Source organism: Asticcacaulis endophyticus (assembly GCF_014652575.1).
Classification (GTDB): domain Bacteria; phylum Pseudomonadota; class Alphaproteobacteria; order Caulobacterales; family Caulobacteraceae; genus Asticcacaulis; species Asticcacaulis endophyticus.
This window is the reverse complement of the sequence record NZ_BMZB01000001.1, coordinates 998048-1016648: the sequence shown is the minus strand read 5'-3', so window position 1 is coordinate 1016648 and position 18601 is coordinate 998048. Positions and strand designations below refer to the sequence as shown.

General features: G+C 57.2%; 15 protein-coding genes. 2 read left to right on the top strand and 13 right to left on the bottom strand.

The genetic code is table 11. The annotated features are described in order from the left end of the window. Positions 1 to 4: 4 nt before the first annotated feature. The 11 genes from IE102_RS04605 to IE102_RS04555 all read right to left on the bottom strand — a co-directional run bounded on the left by IE102_RS04605 (position 5) and on the right by IE102_RS04555 (position 11228). Positions 5 to 1543 carry an N-acetylneuraminate synthase family protein gene (locus IE102_RS04605; RefSeq protein WP_189485188.1) on the bottom strand — a complete coding sequence of 513 codons (1539 nt, stop codon included), beginning with the start codon at positions 1541 to 1543 and terminating at the stop codon, positions 5 to 7. Further along, positions 1467 to 2174: an inositol monophosphatase family protein gene (locus IE102_RS04600; protein ID WP_189485187.1), complete on the bottom strand. Its 708-nt coding sequence runs from the start codon at positions 2172 to 2174 to the stop codon at positions 1467 to 1469. The genes IE102_RS04605 and IE102_RS04600 overlap by 77 nt, the downstream gene beginning before the upstream one ends. A 152-nt stretch (positions 2175 to 2326) precedes the next feature. Then, positions 2327 to 3220: a glycosyltransferase family 2 protein gene (locus IE102_RS04595; RefSeq protein ID WP_189485186.1), complete on the bottom strand. Its 894-nt coding sequence runs from the start codon at positions 3218 to 3220 to the stop codon at positions 2327 to 2329. Positions 3221 to 3267: 47 nt separating this feature from the next. After that, entirely contained in the window at positions 3268 to 4269 is a 1002-nt protein-coding gene (locus IE102_RS04590) for a glycosyltransferase family 2 protein (protein WP_189485185.1), read from the bottom strand. A 13-nt stretch (positions 4270 to 4282) separates the two neighbouring features. Next, positions 4283 to 5410, bottom strand: a complete 1128-nt coding sequence (locus tag IE102_RS04585) for a glycosyltransferase (protein ID WP_189485999.1) — start codon at positions 5408 to 5410, stop codon at positions 4283 to 4285. A 144-nt stretch (positions 5411 to 5554) separates the two neighbouring features. Continuing rightward, a complete protein-coding gene (locus IE102_RS04580) occupies positions 5555 to 7321 on the bottom strand; it encodes an ABC transporter ATP-binding protein (RefSeq protein WP_229807559.1) in 1767 nt (588 codons plus the stop codon). Continuing rightward, entirely contained in the window at positions 7308 to 8213 is a 906-nt protein-coding gene (locus tag IE102_RS04575; RefSeq protein WP_189485183.1) for a phosphoenolpyruvate carboxykinase (ATP), read from the bottom strand. The genes IE102_RS04580 and IE102_RS04575 overlap by 14 nt, the downstream gene beginning before the upstream one ends. A 146-nt stretch (positions 8214 to 8359) precedes the next feature. Further along, positions 8360 to 10231, bottom strand: coding sequence for an asparagine synthase-related protein (locus IE102_RS04570; RefSeq protein ID WP_505595772.1), 1872 nt, complete (start codon positions 10229 to 10231; stop codon positions 8360 to 8362). Next, positions 10228 to 10647 (bottom strand): lasso peptide biosynthesis B2 protein, encoded by a 420-nt coding sequence (locus IE102_RS04565; RefSeq protein ID WP_189485181.1) that lies wholly within the window; start codon positions 10645 to 10647, stop codon positions 10228 to 10230. The genes IE102_RS04570 and IE102_RS04565 overlap by 4 nt, the downstream gene beginning before the upstream one ends. Before the next feature lie 40 nt (positions 10648 to 10687). Beyond that, positions 10688 to 10972, bottom strand: a complete 285-nt coding sequence (locus tag IE102_RS04560) for a PqqD family protein (protein WP_189485180.1) — start codon at positions 10970 to 10972, stop codon at positions 10688 to 10690. Positions 10973 to 11081: 109 nt separating this feature from the next. Further along, positions 11082 to 11228 (bottom strand): lasso RiPP family leader peptide-containing protein, encoded by a 147-nt coding sequence (locus IE102_RS04555; protein ID WP_189485179.1) that lies wholly within the window; start codon positions 11226 to 11228, stop codon positions 11082 to 11084. A gap of 164 nt (positions 11229 to 11392) precedes the next feature. Between IE102_RS04555 and IE102_RS04550 the strand changes: the two genes are divergently transcribed. Then, on the top strand, positions 11393 to 12430 hold the full coding sequence (locus tag IE102_RS04550) for a nucleotidyltransferase family protein (protein WP_189485178.1): 1038 nt from the start codon (positions 11393 to 11395) through the stop codon (positions 12428 to 12430). A gap of 167 nt (positions 12431 to 12597) precedes the next feature. Further along, entirely contained in the window at positions 12598 to 14760 is a 2163-nt protein-coding gene (locus IE102_RS04545) for a GumC family protein (protein WP_189485177.1), read from the top strand. Between the two features lie 62 nt (positions 14761 to 14822). Here the strand turns inward: IE102_RS04545 and IE102_RS04540 are convergent, their stop codons facing one another. After that, positions 14823 to 17024, bottom strand: a complete 2202-nt coding sequence (locus IE102_RS04540) for a GumC family protein (protein WP_189485176.1) — start codon at positions 17022 to 17024, stop codon at positions 14823 to 14825. 178 nt (positions 17025 to 17202) lie between these two features. Continuing rightward, entirely contained in the window at positions 17203 to 18483 is a 1281-nt protein-coding gene (locus IE102_RS04535) for an outer membrane beta-barrel protein (RefSeq protein WP_189485175.1), read from the bottom strand. Positions 18484 to 18601 lie beyond the last annotated feature (118 nt).

Here is an 18601-nt window from a genome sequence, read left to right as displayed (position 1 = left end):
CTTTTTAAGCCTGCGCCACCCGGTATTTGTGGTGTTCGCTTTTGTTGACCCGTTTTTCGCCGGAGCCGACCATGCGTTCGGTCAGGCGGATCTGATCGACATATTCCTTAAAGGCCGGGGTAGTCAAATCAACCGCGACGGCATCAAAGTGCGCCCATTCGGTATTGCCGAGCTTAACATGCTTTTCGACCATGCGCGCACCCGCCGCCACGGCCAGCGCCGAACCCAGCCAGCCGAAATCATGACTGGAAAACGCCGGTACGATACGCGGATTTTGTGCCGACAGTTCATGGTAACGGCGCACGACCGCGATATTGGTGTCTTCGGCGGGGGTCGGATAGGCCGAATTGGCCTGCATCAGGATCAGCTTTTCGCACGCCGTGAAATTATCCAGCACCCAGCGCTCATAGGCCTCGTCGGTCATGCCGGTCGATAAGACCACCGAGCCGGTGTAGTTTTTCGAGACATATTCCAGATAATCGGTGTGCTCGGAAATGGTCGACGGCAGCTTGACCATAGCCGGTTTGACATCGAGCATGAACTCAAACGACGGCTTATCGAGGATCGACGCGAACCAGCCCATGCCAAGGCTTTTACATAGCGTATCGACGAACGCGAAATCGTCCTTGCTCAGTTCCAACTGATGGCGGTAATCGCCAAAGGTTGAGCCAAACGGCGACACATATGGGGCTTTGAGCTGCTCAGTCGAATAGAAGCTTTCGACATCGCGCTTTTGCAATTTTATGTAGTCCGCCCCCGCCGCCTTAGCGGAGCGGATCATGCGCTCAAGACGCAGACGGTCGCCAAAATGGTTGGTGGTCAGCTCTGCGATAACATCGACCTTATGGATATTGTCGCTGGCCTCAAGCGGCTCCGGCGTGCCCAGTTGCGCGTTCAGTTCGGTAGGCGTTAGCGCGCTGAACGATTTGGTGCCAACATGGCGAACTTCGATTTCCGAGCCCTTAAGGACATAGAGCGCGTTCAGGAAATAGAATTCCTGCGTGTTGAATACCATCTTACGGTCAGCGTCGCGGGCGTGGGAAAAATCGCTGTCGATGCGCTCACTATAGGCCTGGCTGCCATCATAGCTAAAATCAAGGCCGACCATGTAAACCGTCTGCGGACGGCCACGAACGGCGGCGACTTTACGGGCGACCTGAAGGGCGGTGATGAACAGAATATCTTCGATGACCAGATCACCGGCCTGAAAGCGCTGCATCATCAGATCGGCAGATTCCTGCGTCAGCGGCGTATGCGGCAGTTGCACCACCGAACGATCCGCTGCTTTCAGCGGTGTCGAGGTCAGGTAGGCGCGCGATTTCAGGCCATTGGCCTGAACGCTGTCGGCGGCCCAGGCCGCATGGAATACGCTGATGTCGGCAGGCGCGATGCGCTCGGCATCGTTCATGGCGATGACCAGAGAGCCCGCGAAAATCTGCGGGTCGATCTGGTCGATCGACGGGCCTTTACCGAGGATGAAGATCGTGTCGGTGGCGTATGTCGAAGCGATGTTTCCGATCAGGTTCGAGATAGCGTCCGTCATAGGGGGCTCCTTCAACAATAACTTCACAGCCGTGTTCACGCGCAAGCTGAACACCGGCCAGCATATCCCAGCTTTTGGCGCCGGCCGGATTGACAAACCGCGCCAGCGACCCGCGCACGACATTAAACAGGTTATAAACGGCACAGCCCATGATGCGGGCTTCGCCGCCGACGGGGATCATTTCGACCAGCTTATCATTGATCGAAGACGAAAATCCCATGATCCGTGACGTCTGGTAATCAATCTTATCGCCAGTCATGAGCTTAAGCCCCATTTCCGGCACCATCAGCATGGAGGCGGCATGTTCGCGCTTATGCCAGATCGACAGGGACACGCCCCATTCCGGTAGACCAGAGCAGAAGTTCTCAGTGCCATCGATCGGATCAAGCACCGCCGTCCAGTCCTTATCGTCGGCAGCCCCCACGGCATAGCTTTCTTCGCCGACGAAATTGATATCGCCCATCAGACCGGTCAGATGATCCTTGATGGCGTTTTCCAGAAAGACATCGGCGACCGTCACCGGACTGCCGTCCTCTTTCCAGGTCACGTCGCGGCGGTTGGCCAGAACATGGGGCAGATGCTGGTGCACCACCTCGGCCACACTACCGAGGATTTTAATCGCGTCGGTCATTGAGGCCGGCCTTGAAAAATCGAACAATAAAAAAATCAAAATCAATAGGCTCGGACTTTAGTGCCAAACGGGGGGATCGCAAAATTCTTTTTGCGGCGCACCCAACAAAAAATCCTATTGAAAAGCCTGAATTAACCACGCCCCGACCGCCTTCAGTATTGACTTATTTCTTTGGAGCCCGACAGGCCGGACATAGTCCCCAGATGCAGCGCGCCGCGCAGGATATTGCGTCGCCGCTTTACCGGCGACCAGAAGGTCAACGCCGCCGAAGCAAAACTGAAACCGGCCTTGGCAGCGGCCATCGCCTGCTCAACCACGACCGGACGCGTCAGTCCGCCCTCACGGATCAGGCGACCGTGAGTCTGGCCTGAGCGAAACCGGCGGTCGCGCAGCCACCTGAAACTGGCGCGCGCAGGCGGTACCGGCTCCTCGATCCACGCTTCACGGGCATAGGCGATTTTACCGCCGCGACGATAAATCTGCGTGAAAAAGTCGGTATCCTCACCGCCGCTTTTGCCGCGCGACAGATCAAAGCGTAAGCCCGCTACCTTATCCGACTGGCGATCCAGCAAGGCATTACAGGTATAGCCGGTCAGTATCTCATCACCGACGATCACCGGATAGGTCGAATGGAAATCCCCGCCCCTGATCCAGCCTGCGATCCCTTCCGGATAAAGCGCCCTTACCGGCCCCAGAACGGCATCCGCACTCGTAGTCTGGGCGGTCGTCACCATCTCTTTCAACCATGCGGGCGTGACCAGCTCATCATCATCGATAAACAGGGTATAGCGCCCTGTCGCCGCCTCAAGGCAGGCATTGCGGGCCACAGAAATATTGGCCGCAGGGGCATGCACATAGGTCACCGGAAACGGCACTTCCGGCCCCATCGCCTCAACCCGATCTCTGGCCGACGGCACCTCATCATTGTCGGCGACGATCACCCGCACGGCATGACCGGCAGGCACCTCAAGCCCCGCCAGCGAGCGCAGGGTGTCGGCAATATGCTCACGCCGGAACGTACAGATACAGATATCGATATCGGCCATGTGAGCCCTAAAAATAACAGAATAAAATGAAGGTGGGCCTTAAGCCCTTAAGCCGCTTTAAATTTCAGCTCAAACCATTTTTTCCAGAACCCGACCGACCAGGCGACGTGCATGGTCATGGCGGCATAGCCGGACATGAACCCTTCGACCGAGCGCGTCCGCACGCCTTCGATCACCGACAGCCCGCCCCACAGGCACAGCCACCCGATCAGCGGCAGAGCGCACACCCACCAGATCAACGCCAGCGGCGCCATCAGGATCGACGGCAGCACCATGGCCGGAATGATCTGACGCAGGCCCGGCGTTTGTTTATGCTTAAGGATATTCTGAATACGACCACTGCCATAGCCGCGGTATTGCTTAAACAGGCCCCTGGCGGTGGTGCGCGGCAAATATTCCATGACGGTTTTCGGCGTCATCCAGATGTAGTAGCCGATCTTACGCAACCGGAAATCAAGTTCCGCGTCTTCGTTATGGGCAAAGCTTTCGTCATAGCCGCCCACTTCGCGAAACGCCTTGATACGCATCAGGGCATGGTGGCCGTGATCGACAAATTCGCCCTTATTGACCACGCGGTGTTTTGAGCCGCCATTGCCGAGCGGAGAATTTTGGGCGATCGCTACGGCCTTCTGGAATGCGCCTGCGCCGATAGTGTTCATCGACACCACGATCGAGGCACAGCCGACCTTGCGCGCCTCGTCCATCAGTTGCTCACAAAAATCCTCCGGATAGGTACCGTGGGCATCTATGCGGATCAGATACTCAGCGTCGTCACCGTAGCGCTCGACCGCCAGATTGATACCCGCGCTTTGGATTTTCTTCGGATTGTGCAGCAACCGTACCGGCGCGCCATCATCAACATAGCGGCGCACAATATCCTGCGTGCCATCGCTCGATCCGCCATCAGCGACGACAATCAGAGACCCGGCCTCGCCTTCGGTGCGCAGCAGCCAGTCCAGCAGCTTACCGATATGGGCGGCCTCATTCAGGCACGGAACCACCACCAGCACTTTTTCGGTACGCACAGGGTCTGCCGTCGGTAAATTCATAGCCAGTCCCGCGTCACGCATGTGCCACCTGCAATGTTTTCAGGTGGTCGACAAAACCCACACAATCGTCACGGGTGGCGGTAAACAGAGACGGCGGACAGGCCTTAAGGGTCGCCCGCAAGGTCGACAGGCGATCCGGGGTGAGCGTCTCAAACAGCGCGATCAAGGCCTGCGGTGTCGCCTCATCCAGCGTCAGGCCGATGCCGTGACGGCTGACAAAATTTCCGGTTTCCGTGCCGTTCATGGCAATCGGCACCGAACCATAACGGCTGCCTTCATAGAGCCGGTTAGGCAGCAACCATTTTGAGTTCTGGCCTTCTTCAAAAAAATCAATCGCCCAGGTCAGATCGACCTGCGCATAAAGCGCGCTCAAATCCTCGGCACTGTACGGGCCCTCAAATGTGATGTCGGGCTCAGCCGCGACCTGCGCATCAAAATCCTCAAACTCATTATAGGCAGGTTTGCCACGCATCACGACCTTGACTCGCCCGTCCATCAGGCGCGTGAACTTTGACAGCAGATCCAGTGATTTGCAGCAGCGCAGGGCCCCGAACCAGCCGATGGTGATAACCCCGTCTATGTTTTTAGCCGCCGTAACGCCCACACTACGGCTGCTCAAGTCCAGCACCTTATTCTCCAGCAGGAAAACCGGCAGGGTAAGGTTCTGCATGGGCGCAAAATAGTTCTCAACAAAGGCCGGGGAACTAGTGACGACCAGTGATGCCCGCGACATCAGACTGCGTTCGGCCCCACGCAATAGCGCGCCGATAAAATCACGGCGCAGCAGCAGGCGGTGGATATCGAGGCTTTCGTAAACAATGACGGGGGCGGACGTAAACCGTCTGGCGGCCTGACGGGCCAGAAACAGCATCTCCAGATTACGGGCGATGATAATGTCCGGACGTTCCCCTTTAAGGGCACGGATCAGAGACGGCGCACTGGTGATCGTCTTGGCGGCACGATGGGCAAAGGCACCGTTGCGGGTTTCGCCCAGATCGATGACCTTGCCGGAATCATCTGCCGGTTTTTGTGACCGGCGAAAGCCCGCCAGATAGACCTGCGCCCCGCCCGCCTCAAGCATAAGGGTTCGGCGACGCACCGCAGCATCTTCCAGATCATGCACAAGATAGAGTACCCGCATGGTCACACTAATGGGTTCCGGAAAATTAAAAACCTATACGATTCGCTTAAAGCATGAGCCACAATAGCCCGTGAACTCAAACAATTTATGAACAGGACGCGGTAATCCTTGCCCAGACAGGGTTTACGTCCCATAGCCAAGGCCTTATCCATCTCCATGACCCGATACGCGCCCGCCCTCAACTGTGATCACCTTATCGGCGTATTCGACCACCACCGGATTGTGGGTGATTAACAGCACGGTCATTTGCCCGCGTAAGCTATCGATCGTCGATAATATGCCTTGGGTATTTTCACGATCAAGCGCGCTGGTCGATTCATCAAGGATCAGCAGCGCCGGCTGACGCAGCAGGGCGCGGGCCAGCGCCACCCGCTGACGCTCCCCGCCCGACAATTTGATACCGCCGTCACCGACCGGCGTATCCAGCCCCTGCGGCAGGCGCTCAATAAAGGCTGCTGCCTGCGCTTGGCGCAGCGCATGCCACATATCATCCACTGTGGCATGGGGGGCGGCTATTTTCAGGTTTTCCGCCACGGTTGCCGACAGCAGATAGGTTTCCTGCGGGACGTAAGCAATGTGGGTGCGCCATGACGGCCCATGGGCGGCCTCTAAGGCCACGCCATCAATCAGGATGCGGCCGCTATCAGGCATCAGCAGGCCCATGACCAGATCAGCCATAGTGCTCTTGCCGCCGCCGGAGGGGCCGACTATGGCCGTGATCTGGCGGGCAGGCAGGCTGAAACTGACGGCATCGACCGCCAGATGATCACCATAAGCAAAACTGACCGCCTCGAAATCAAGGCTGTGCTTTAGCCCCGACGGAGACAGCGTCGTCGCCGCCTGCGGGATTTCCACGGCGGCGTCACAGTCGGCCTTGACGCGCTGCATGGTCTCAAACGCCGGTAAATTAATAATGGCGTTTTGCAGATGATCTTGGGTGCCGGTAAAGCGCGGCGATAAGCGCATGAAGATCACCAACAGCACAATGATGCGCGAAAACGGCATGGCGTAGACGGCGTAGGCGACATAGATGAAGACGCACACCATGACCGCGCTCAGGATCTGAAACAGGGTCGTCCCCAGCGAATTGATGCGGGTATAACGCATCAGGTCGCCGCGCATCCGCTCTAAGGTGCCGTTCAGCTCAGCGATATAGCGCGGTTCAGCATTAAAGCTTTTGGTGACCTTAAGGCCCGCCAGAAAATCGCTGATAGTGCGGTACTGGCGCTGGCGCTCGGTCGTCAGCTTATCGCCAAAGATCGCGCCCTGCTTACGGATGGGGCGCAGGGCCACAAACACCAAAGCCCCGGCCACCGCCGCAATCGCCGTCATCTGCCACGAAATCATCAGCGACAGCAGCATGTAGGCGCATAAAAACACCGCGTTCTGGATCAGCAGAAACAGGCTGGCGGTCGCCGTCTGCACCCGGTCAATATCGCCGGTAAGAACATGGTCAAGGTCCGCCGTGCGTTTACGTGCCACCGCCGACCATCTGGCCTTAGAGATGCTGGCAAACAGGTCGATGCGCAGACGATTGACCGTATCAACCAGCAGCGCCGACATGTAGATATTCTTGAACCGCGCAAACAGCGCTCCGATGGTCACCACCGCGACAAAGATCGCCAGAATCAGCCACAGCTCAATCTGAAACGACGCCCCCAGCACCGGTGCCAGTGGCCCGGTCGGCAAGTCGAGCACCGTCCCTGTGCCCTGCGCGCTGATGAACTGCAACAGCGGCAACAGCAGCAGCAGCGACACCCCTTCGCTGAAGCTACCCAAAATCAGGAAGACAACGGATAAGATTGAGCGTTTGCGCGATACCGACAGGACGTAAGCCGCCAGCGACCGGCAACGCTGCCAAGTCTTAAGGCCACTCTTTATAGGCGAATCGCGGGTATCAGCCAAGGTCATGCTCTATAATAGCCACAGCTTCGCCCAAGCGCTCCAGCGAATCCGGCACAACCAACCGCCGGACCACACCTAATTCAGCCAGATAAGCACATTGCTGCATAAAACCCGGCGCACTGCCCGCCGACAAGGCCTCTTTACCAAAGCGGATCAGATAGGAAAAGCGCATCAGAGCGCGGAACGCCTCGACCGGGCTTAGGTCGATGACCTGCGCCTGCGGCCCCCGTTCCAGCACATAAAGGCGGCCCGGTACAGCATAGTCATTGGAAAAATGCGCACTGACGCTGTGCTGGCGCTTATCAAAGCCCGGCACGTCGATCATTTCCAGCGGGCGGGCGTGTTCAATCGCCACGGACGCCGCCGATTCATCGGTCAGCTTCATCTGCGGGAAGCCCGGCAGGATGCGCACCTCTGGCTTGAAATCAAAGGCCAGCACGTCATCGGTCAGCAGCGGATAGCCCTTACCGACCAAAGCCCCGGCGGTCGTCGATTTCCCGGCGCGTTTATCCCCCAGAAAGCCAGCGCCCTTGCCATTAATTAACACCGCGCTGGCGTGCAGCACCATCAGGCTACGCACATGCAACAGCATGGCCATAACCGGCCCGAGCAGCGGCAGGCGCACGATCTTTTCCGGCACATCAGCGCGCGCATCGACCACAATTTCCGATGAGCCTCTGATCTCAAACTTACCGACCGCGGCCCAGTCCAGCATCTGAAGGTCGCGGCTAAACTCAAAGAAGGTCCCAGGTGCCCCCACCGGCAGGTCACGCCCGATCGACGCGCACCGGATCACCAGATCGGCAGCATCATTATCTGACGGCAAAAGCTCCGGCAGTTCGATCTCGGAATGGATCGTCAGCCCGTAGGCGGTGTGACGAAAGAGAGGCTTGGTCATCAAGACAACTTTCTTGAGCAACGTGCAGAAAAGTGTTGCGCGGTTTTCTGCGAAGACGTTGCGTAAAACTAAGAGCGCACGCATTTTAATCTTTACTGAAACGCCACTCCTGCCGGGCTCAGACCACGGCTCCACCAAATTGTGTATCAATTTGAATGGGTTTTACCCTGGCTGTGCCGCAGCCAGAGCGATAAGGCGACGGTTCGCCATACCGCTTGCAAATCATAGGCCGAAACCTTCGCTCCCCGCTTACGTAACCGATTGAGCGATTTTTTCACCCGTTCAAGGTCAACGAAGGCCGCCACATTATCACGGTTATCGTCGATCACGTCACGCATCAGGCCATCATGATGGGTCAAAAGGCCGGTCGCGATATGGGGCGCGAAATCGAACTTGCTGCGCCGCCACTGGACTTTGGGGGGCAAAACGCCCTCCATCGCCTGACGCAGGATCAAGCGGACATGGCCCTGATCGAGCTTGGCCTCAGACGGCAGCGACAGACAAAACTCGACCACCCGCTTATCGAAGAACGGAAAGCGCGCCTCAAGGCCGGCCCCGGCGGCAGCGGCCTCAAGCACCTCAAGGCTGGACGCCAGCCCCGGCGATTGCAGAAAGGCCGTGTGCTGCGATGCTTCATCCTGATGCTGAGGGCGGTGGTCCGCCGCCGCGCGCGTGCGAAACTCCGGCTTAAGCAACACGTCCCGGTCAGCCTTGGGCCAGCGCTTTTGCACCCAACCGGCGACGCGTCGCAGAGAGTGCGAACCTTTAAAGCGCCCATAGCGAATGAACAGCAGGATAAACAGACCCAGCCGCCCCTGCCCGTACAGGCCGGAAAAGGCACGGGTTTGCGCCCACAACTCCCGCCACTGCCCTCGCTGCGCCAGTTCGTGGAACCGGCCATAGCCGTGGGATAGCACCTCATCGCCGCCGTGGCCTTCAAAGACGACGCGAAAGCCCTCAGCCCCGACCCGCTGGAACAGAGAACTGGTCATCCGCAGACCCGGCGCGCCAAACAGCCGCCCCTCCAGCGCCAGAAGGGCCTGGAAATCACCAAACGGTGCGTAACCATCCATGGCCACATGACGCGGACGGAAATGGGCGTGGGCAATACCGGCGTCTATATAGTCGCGCTCGCTTAAGTGAGGCGTCTTATCAAACACCACCGAAAAACTGTCGACCGGCGCATCGGGTTGCAACTGACTGGCCAGACAGGCGATCGAGGTCGAATCCAGCCCGCCACTGAGCAGGGCCGCCACCGGCTGAGGGGAGCGCAGGCGGCAACGCACCGCCTCGGTCAGCAGGGCGCGTAAGGCCTGCGGGCTTTTGTCGGTTATCGTCGCATCTGGGGCGGCCTGCCAGTAACAGGTCAAGGTCGGCACCAAATCAGGCCCGGCGCTTAAGATATGCCCCGGTGGCACCCGCCACAGGCCGTCATAAACCACCCGGTGATCACGCGGCAGTTGCCCGGTCATGAAATCGGCCACATCAGCCTCAATCAGCCCCGCCTTGGACACATCGGTAAACGGCGCGCCCGGTGCAGCCAGCACCTTCGCCTCACTGGCCAAGGCCAGTCCGGCCCCGTCGGCGCGGTAAAACAAAGGCTTTACGCCCATATGGTCGCGGGCGGCAAAAATGCGGTGGGTGTCGGCATCATATATAATGAACGCAAAGTCACCGATGAAGTGATGGACGCAGTCCTCACCCCACCGCCGCCACGCCGCCAATATCAGCGCCCCTTCGGACAGGCTTTCGTTCGTGATACCGAGGGCGGCCAGCAATTGGGGACGGTTATCCAGCCGCGCATCGACCACAGCGCGCACAGTACCGCCTTCAAAAATGGTGGCCTGAGCCGGGTCTTCGGGCAGGGTGCGCATCAGGCCCATGCCCAAGGCAGAGTGCCCCTCCGCCCAGACCTCGGTTCCATCGGGCGCACGATAGGGCATGGCCCGCAACATGGTTAACACCAGGTCGTGTGATGAACCTTCAGAGTTCAGAAAAATACCGGCAATGGCGCTCAAGGGATCTGCGCACCCATCCGGGTCAGCAGCTTATAGCGCTCAAGCTCACCGGATTCATTGCCAACCACGACCTGATCGCCGCTCATGACCCAGGCATGGGCCAATAGCCCCTTATCGCCCTGTTTATCGCTCTGGGCCACACCGACACATAAGGATGAGCCAAACCCATGGCGTTTAAGGATATGTTGCGCGGTCATGGCCCGTGACAGGCAGGTCGCGCCGGGAATGGGTTTGGCGGTCTTAAACACAAACCATCCGACCCGGCGGGCTTCCCATGGTGGGGCGGGCGGGCCCTCAATTTCACGGATGTGCTGTTTTATTTTTTTATACCCAAAGGCAAGGATATAGGCGCGGAAATAGAGGTTCAGCGCGAAATATTTGGTTCCCGACAGGATATTTTTCCAAGCCGTCTGCATGGCTTTATGTATCCAAGTTTTGGGCCGACGGTCAGGCGCTTTACGCGCTGACGGCAATCAGGCCCTGTTCTGACAATTGCGTCAGCAAAGTCTGCAAATCCTGTTCCAGAACGTCGGCACTGACATCATAGGCCTGTGTCATCGCGCCCAGGATATCGCCAATGGTCTTGGCGGAGCCTTCGATCTGCGACCAGACATAGGCGCCGGTCTGATTAAGATTAAAATAGCTGCCGGTGCGTAGATCCAGCAGAGCCAGCCCACCGGCCAGTTCCGTGCCGACCACATCGCCCGACGCCGTAATGATTGAGGAATTCACCAGCGCCACGCAACCACTCCGGATTAAAAATTTTGAAACTAAGATAATATATGTAAAAAATGCCCGGCGACATAAAACCCGCCGGGCATTTTAGAACTCTTTACTCACAGGCCCGGCCTTAAGAGAAGGTCAGGTCCGCAAACGGGGTGCCAACCGGGAAGGAGGCATCCAGTGTACCACCGGTACCCGTGTTCTGGGTGGTGGTTTCAAAGTCGCCGACCTTAGCAACGGTCGGGGCTTCGTAAACAGCCTTAACTTGCGTCATTTCAATAATCTCCGATATGGGGCGTACCCCTTTGGATAACGAGAAAAATCTCTCATATTGAGTGCTTAAAGTCAAGCATAAGGATTTCTCAACATAAATGATGTATAGTGCCACCAACTACTTTACATCCGTTTTTATCATTTCTTTTCATTGAGGACCGACGCATGAGCCTTCTGTGTCTGAATCTGGCCCAACTGCTTGATCCTGGACACGCGCCAAAACCCTCACTCGGCCCACAAGAAAATCGTGAAAAATCAATTGATTATGCCCTTAAAAACAAGCTTGGTGTGCTTTTTGCACGTACCCTGCCCCCCTATGAGCATGATGCACCGCACTATAAAGACTTCATAAGTGAAACCAAGACGGTCGCATTAACCAATTCCCGCATCCTTCACCTGGTTCACAAAACTCACCTGACACTAGAATTTGCGAGCATTAACCACGTATTTTATAAGGGCCCGCTGCAACAAAAAATTCTCTACGGCGACTTTTTTTCGAAAAAAAGTGTCGATGCAGACCTTTTGGTGGCCAGAAAAGACTTCTCCCGCGCCCGCGAAGTGCTTGTCGCCGCTGGATTTTCGGTTCCGGCAGAATGTCACCGTCTATGGTGGCGTCTGTTTTTGGGTGAGCAACACCTGTTCACTGATTCGTCCGGCCCCCATTCGGTCGATCTGCACCACCGCCTGCAGCAGCCCGGATCGCCAGCACCCCGCCATGTTGACAGATTTATGAGCAATCCTGTTAAGGTTAATTTGGGCTCAAACAGTATTCCAACCCCTAACACTAAGTATATAGCGCTTATCTCGGCGATGAACCTTGTGAAAGCTATTTACAACCGTCAGCCGGGCGGCAGCTATGCTATGGACCTGCTGACGGCGCTTCGCCAGATGTCGCCCCCAGAAATCAAGGCCCTGCAACAGGAGGCCCGCCTTCAGGGGCTTTTTAACACCACGCAATTTGCCGCGCGTCTGTCAGCCCTAGTCTTTGGGGTCAGTGATCTGTTCTCGGACGCATCCTTGGTTTTACCCGTCGCCGAGAGCAAAATTGAGCAGCTACTCTTATCGCCGGATGAAATGCTGGCGGACATGCCGCGCCGCCGGACTATGCTGCGTGTCCTGAGCGATCATCCCGCGACCGATTTCCCGCGTGAGAGTGCACGTTGGCTGGCGTCTGAGACCGCACGAATCACCCCTTGGTTATAGGGCGTCGATATTTATCCGTTTGTGAAGCGCAGCAGGTGCGTGTTAACATTATGTGTTAACATTCTGGTCATAAATAATACCTGAAATAGACTGGCTACGGCCGCGTGCGGGCACCGGTCAGCCTTTTATATCTGACGCGCTCATATTTCAGCGGAAAAGCATTTTACATGAAGCCTGAAACCTTCGACATCGCGGCGGACCGCGAAGATATTCTGCAAATCCGCCTTGATCTGCGCTCCATCGGCTTTGATTATCGCCGTTATATATGGATATTTTTAGCGCTGTTTGTGGGCGTATTTGCGCTCACCTATCTCTATCTCAGCAGCCGCCCCAAGCTTTTTACGGCGACCGCGATCGTAGCTCTCGATGCCCGCAATGTGGCCCTTACCCCCGAAAACCTGGCACTGGTTCAATTGCGTCAGGATGACACGCCGGAATCGCTTCAGGTCAATACGGAACTGGTTTTGCTGCAACAGGTGTCTCTGGCCGAGCGCGTTGTTGAGTCGCTAAAACTGGATCAGCACCCGGCCTTTGCGCCGCCACCGGTTGATCCCAAAACGGCAAAAAAGACTGAGGTCAGCGCGCAACCCTCGCAACCCGCCCAAACGCCAGGGGAAAAAGCAGCCCTTAGACGGCGCGCCATTGCCGGTGCGCTATTGTATGGCCTGAAGATCAAACGCCAGGAAACCACCCGCATTGTCTATCTGAACTATTCATCGCCGTCGCCCGAACTGGCCGCAGATATCGCCAATGAATGGAGCCTGCAATATATCGCCCAAAAGATCGATCAGAATCAGGCCGAACTGCAAAGTGCCGGCAGCGGCATGGCTGCGCGTCTGGATAAACTGCGCGGCGAAGTGCTCGCCCGCGAAGAAGCTCTGGCCAATTATAAGGTCGCCAATAACCTGATGACCGTTGGCACCTCAACCCTGACCGAAAGCGAAATCTCAGCGCTGAACCGACAGGTCGCCAGCAACAAACTCGATCTGGCCGAGCAGGAAGCCAAGCTCACCACCGCCCGCCAGCAATTGCAAAATACCGGCGTCAGCGCCGAAATGGCAGGCCCCGTGGGTTCACGCGTTCTGACCACCCTGCGCTTAAAACGCGCCCAGATTACGCGACAGATTGCCGATCTGCAAACCACCTACGGCCCCCGCCACCCGCAGGTCATCGCCGCGCAGGATCAGCTTTCCGATATTGACCAGCAAATCCGCATCGAAGGCGACCGGCTTTTGTCCAGTCTCGAAGCCGAGGTTGATGTTGACCGCCGCCGCCTCAGCCAGACCCAGTCCAGTCTGGGGGCCGCCACCGGCCAACTGGTCTCCGCCAACAGCGCCAGCGCCGGTCTCAGCCAGCTTGAAAATGATGCGACCGCGGCTCAGGAGGTTTTTGAACACTATCTTGACCTTTATAAACAATCACTTACGGCCAATCCGGCGCAAAATATTCATGCCCGTCTGATCTCACTGGCCCGTACCCCGTCGGCGCCCAGTTCCCCCAATCTGGTCATGGCCTTTATAATTGCGCTGGGTCTGGGCACCATCGCCGGTGTCGGCGGTGTGTTCACCCGTCAGATTTTTGAAACCGGCATCATCGCCCCCGGTGATATCGGCTATAAGCTGGGGCTGCCGCATCTGGCGACGCTCGTTAAAGTTAAATCCCCGTCCAAAAATGCGCCCCTGTCGCTGCCCGATTATGTCATTCAGAATCCGGGTTCTGCTTTTGCTGAGGGACTGAGAAGCTTACGTACCGCTCTGCTTTATACGGCGAATGATCATGGCGGGATTATCGCCATCACTTCGCCCCTACCTTCGGAGGGCAAATCGACCACCTCGGTTTGTCTGGCCAGGGTCATGGCCCTGTCCGGTCAGTCGGTAATTGTGGTTGAATGCGATCTGCGCCGTCCGGGCCTCAGTCGCGCGCTGGGAAAGCGGGCCGAAAATGGCCTGATCGAAGTGCTGCAAGGCGATGCCAATCTGGAAGATGTTATCCTGAGCGACGATACCGGCGTTGATTATCTGCTGGCGCCGCGCAAGGATCGCGACGTGACCGGCGTGTTCGAAGCCCCGATCATGGACCGCTTCATCACCTATCTGCGCCATAAGTACGACATTGTCATTCTGGATACGCCGCCGGTTCTGGCGATTGCTGAAACTCAGATCCTCACTAAGTTTGCCGATCAGACCATTATGCTGGTGCGCTGGGCCAAGACCCCGATGCGGGCAGTTAAGGCGGCCCTGTCCAGTTTGAGACAAACCGGCGGACCCGTTATCGGCATCGTCCTATCCCAGATGGATGAGCGGCTGTTCAAGAAAAGTTCAATGTACTGAAACAAACAAAAAGCCCGCGACCATAATGATCGCGGGCTTTTTGTTTAACTTATCCGGGTGACCTACTCGGTGTAATATCCCTTATAGGCCTTATAGTAGAAGCCGGAGTCGCCGTAGGCGTATTTGGCCTGCTGGTTGACGTCGATCTGGCTCAGGGCCACACCGGCCATCGGCGCATCGGCACTGATAAGCAGATCAAGGGCTTTCTGGGCGGCGTCACGCGGCGTTTTACGCCAGTGTACAAGCATGACTACCGCATCGACCTTACGCACTAGAATACGGGTATCAACCACCGGCAGCACCGGAGCGGTATCCATAATGACTACATCAAAGCGCTCTTTGAGTTCAGCGATCAGGCCGTCCATCGACGGATCACCAAATACGTCGCGGGTGGTATAGCTTTCCGGCTTGACCGGCAGGAGCTTGACCTTACCGCCAGGACCATCGGTCAGGGCCTGATCAAGCGTGGCCGAGCCGTCCAGCACTTCCAGAATACCAGCTTCGGGCTGATCCTGAACATAGGCGTTGATCGACTTACGGCGCAGGTCACAGTCGACAACCACAACCGTCTGCCCCGCCATAGCGACAATCTGAGCCAGACACATGGACGCCGTGGTCTTACCTTCGCCGGGCAGGCAGGAGGTCAGGGCGATGACGCGGGCCTGCTCGCCGTCACGGGTATAGAGCAGGGACGCTCTCAGGCTGCGGAAGCCTTCGGCAAAGACCGACAGGGGCTTTTCCGTCACATAGGTGACCGGATCTGTGCGCTTATGACCCTTTTCAACCGTCGAGGCCAGATCCGGCAGACCGGCCAGATAAGGCTGGCGCAGATGACGCTCAACGTCCGTGGAGGTGGTCAGGACGCTGTCGAAGGCCCGACGACCCAGTACAGCGGCGGCACCGGCCCCAAAGGCCCCTACCAGCGCCAATGCGACGCTTAAGGAGACCTTGGGCGACGATGGCCCCATCGGCAGCTTAGCCTTAGCCACGATACGGGCGTCGGACTTGGCCATGCCTTCCTGCGACGAGGTTTCCTTGAAACGCTCCAGATATGATTCGTACAGGCTGCGGACGGCCTGAGCATCACGCTCAAGCTCGTTCAGGCGAACCTGAGCGCGGTTGTTGCCCGCCAGCACACCGCGGGCAGAGCCTACGCTGCCGGCCAGAGACGAGGTGCGTTGACGCTGAACCTGAACCTGAGCTTCGAGGTTAGAGATAATACGGGCGATTTCGTTGCGGATCTGCTGGTCGATATCGGCCTTTTCACGCTTGGCCTTGATGATTTCAGGATGCAGCGGGCCGTAACGGGCTTCCAGTTCGGCTACGCGGCGGCTAACCTCGGCGCTTTGCGAGCGCAGATTGGCAACCACGCCGGAATTCAGGGCTTCACCGACATCTTCACCGGTCGAACCGGCGGCAAGCTGACGGCGGGCGGTGGCCAGACGAGCTTCGCTTTCGGCTTCGTCAACACGCACCACAGCCAGTTGCTGATTGAGGCTGGAGATTTCCTGCTCGGTCAGCGTAGAACCGGTCGAACTCATCAGGTTATTGGCGATCTTATATTGCTGAACCGCACGCTCGGCAGATTCCACCTGACCGCGCAGCTCATCAAGGCGCGAGTCGAGCCAGCCGGACGCACTGCGGGTCGCTTCAAAGCGCGCTTCCATTTGCTGAGCCAGATAGAAGTTGGCCCACTCATCGGCGATGCGCATGGCCTTTTCCGGCGAGGTGCTGGAATAGCTGATGTTGATGACGCGGGTGGTGCCTTCGCGGCGCACAGTCAGACCGCCCAGCACGATATTGGTGATGATCTGCTGGCGAGCCTTTTTCTCAAGCGGCGTCAGGGCCGCTTCGGGGCGCTGAGGCTCGGTCACCAGACCGAAATATTTCTTGCGCGGGTTAAGGAACGGGTTGAACTCAGGGTCCTTATCCAGATCCAGTTCCCGGATGGCCATCTCCGCGAGCGATGATGACTTGATCAGGGAGACTTCGGTATCGATAGTGGCGGCATCCTGCGGCAAATCCGACAGCACCTGCTCACTGGCATTGGTGATATTGACGGAGCGCGGATCGATCATCACGGCAGATGACGCTACATATTTCGGCGTCTGCGACAACAGCGGAAACAGGATCAGGACAAAGGCGGTACAGAACACAACGCCAAACAGCAGCGAGTAGCGCCGAAAGTCAGCGATCAGCCCGCGAAGGTCCAGACCCGCTTCATCGTCCGAACTGCTTTTTCCATAATTATCACGCGTTTTCATATGACAGATCTTTCCGGCACTTGTTCAGTTATGGAACCCGTGAGCCATTTTTTGGGAACCCAAAGCCCATTTTGCAAAATAGGGGCCAAGACACTAAGGCCAGAACACTAAGGCCAAGATATGGGGACCAGAAAATGCGGGCCATGGCATCAGAACTGATCCCATGGCCCGGCATGCGTTAATATTGTACGCCTAAAGTAAACTTAATGCTGTTATGAGTATAATCGCGGAAGGCTGAGGCCCCTTCGGAACCCAGCTTTGAATGCATGTATTCGCCCTTAAGGCTCAGGCGGCGGTTAATCAGGTAGCGCCCGCCCAGGGTTAAGCTGTCGCGTGTATCATTACGGTCCAGACCCCGGTATTCATCATCAAAGTGAAGCACCCCGGCCGACAGTACCAGATTGCGCAGCAGTTCATGGTCAACCGTCACGCTAAGCTGGGTCGACAGGAAGCCTGACGCCCCAGCGTATGGCGTTTCGTTGATCGAGCGGCCCGCGTTGAAGTTAACCGTCGTCAGACGGGTCGGGAACCATTCGATCTGGGCATTAAAGGACGAGCCGCGCGCCGTGGCATAGGCGAAGTTGTCATAGTCCTGCATCAGGTAGCCGGCCCGCACTTCACCGCGCAGAAGATCCGTCAGATCGAACGCCGCACCGATCGAGATATTATAGCCGTTAGAGTCACGCTCAGCCGCCGCTGAGGCCAGATCATATTTACGCTCATTATATTCATAGGTGACAAACACCGACGTATCCGGGCTAAGGGCATAATCGCCGCGCAGGCCCAGGCGATTGAACTTCACATCGCGATTGTCCTGATCCTGAATCCCGGACGGGAAATTGACCAGATCGTTGGTGCGCACATCGGTGTAGTCCAGTTCACTGATGCCGCCATCGATGCCAAAGCGCAGGCGGTTGAAGGTAAACTGACCGCCCAACACAAAGCCGTTGTTTTTCACCTTGACCGGCTCGGCGATGTTTTCGCTAAGCGACGGGTCACCGCGCGATTCGCTGCTGCGCCCCAGGTTGACCGTGCCATAGACATTGCTGAACCGCGTAATGTCGGCGCGGCCATACGCGTTGGCGCCCCAGTCTTCGGAATTTTGGGTGTCATTATCGCCGTAGCGACGGATATTGCTGTACACCGAGCCCATCAGGGCGTGGCGGCTCCAGCGTGACTGGGCGCGCACTTCCGGGCGTGCGGTAAAGATCATGTCGTCTTCTTTGGCTGTGTCGCTGAAGAAGACGTTGTCGGTACGCTCAAGCCCCATATCGACCTTGGGGTAGATGTCAAACCCGCCGGTGCGGATGCCCAAAGGTTCATAGCCCGCGGGCACGCGCGCGGCCACCGACGAGTTTTTGTCCTTTTCCTGTATGAAGTAATCTTGAGCCCCGGCGATTCCGGCCGTGGCGCACATAGCCGGGATCAGCGTAAGCGTGAGGAGTTTCTTTTTTTGCATAAGGTCCATGCCAGAGTGTAGAGTTTTTCGCACCTTCCCAATGAAGGTCACGACGGGTATGCCATAATGGTAAACGACCAGCCTGTTGACTGGTCTTATAATCTTAAACGCTTAACTA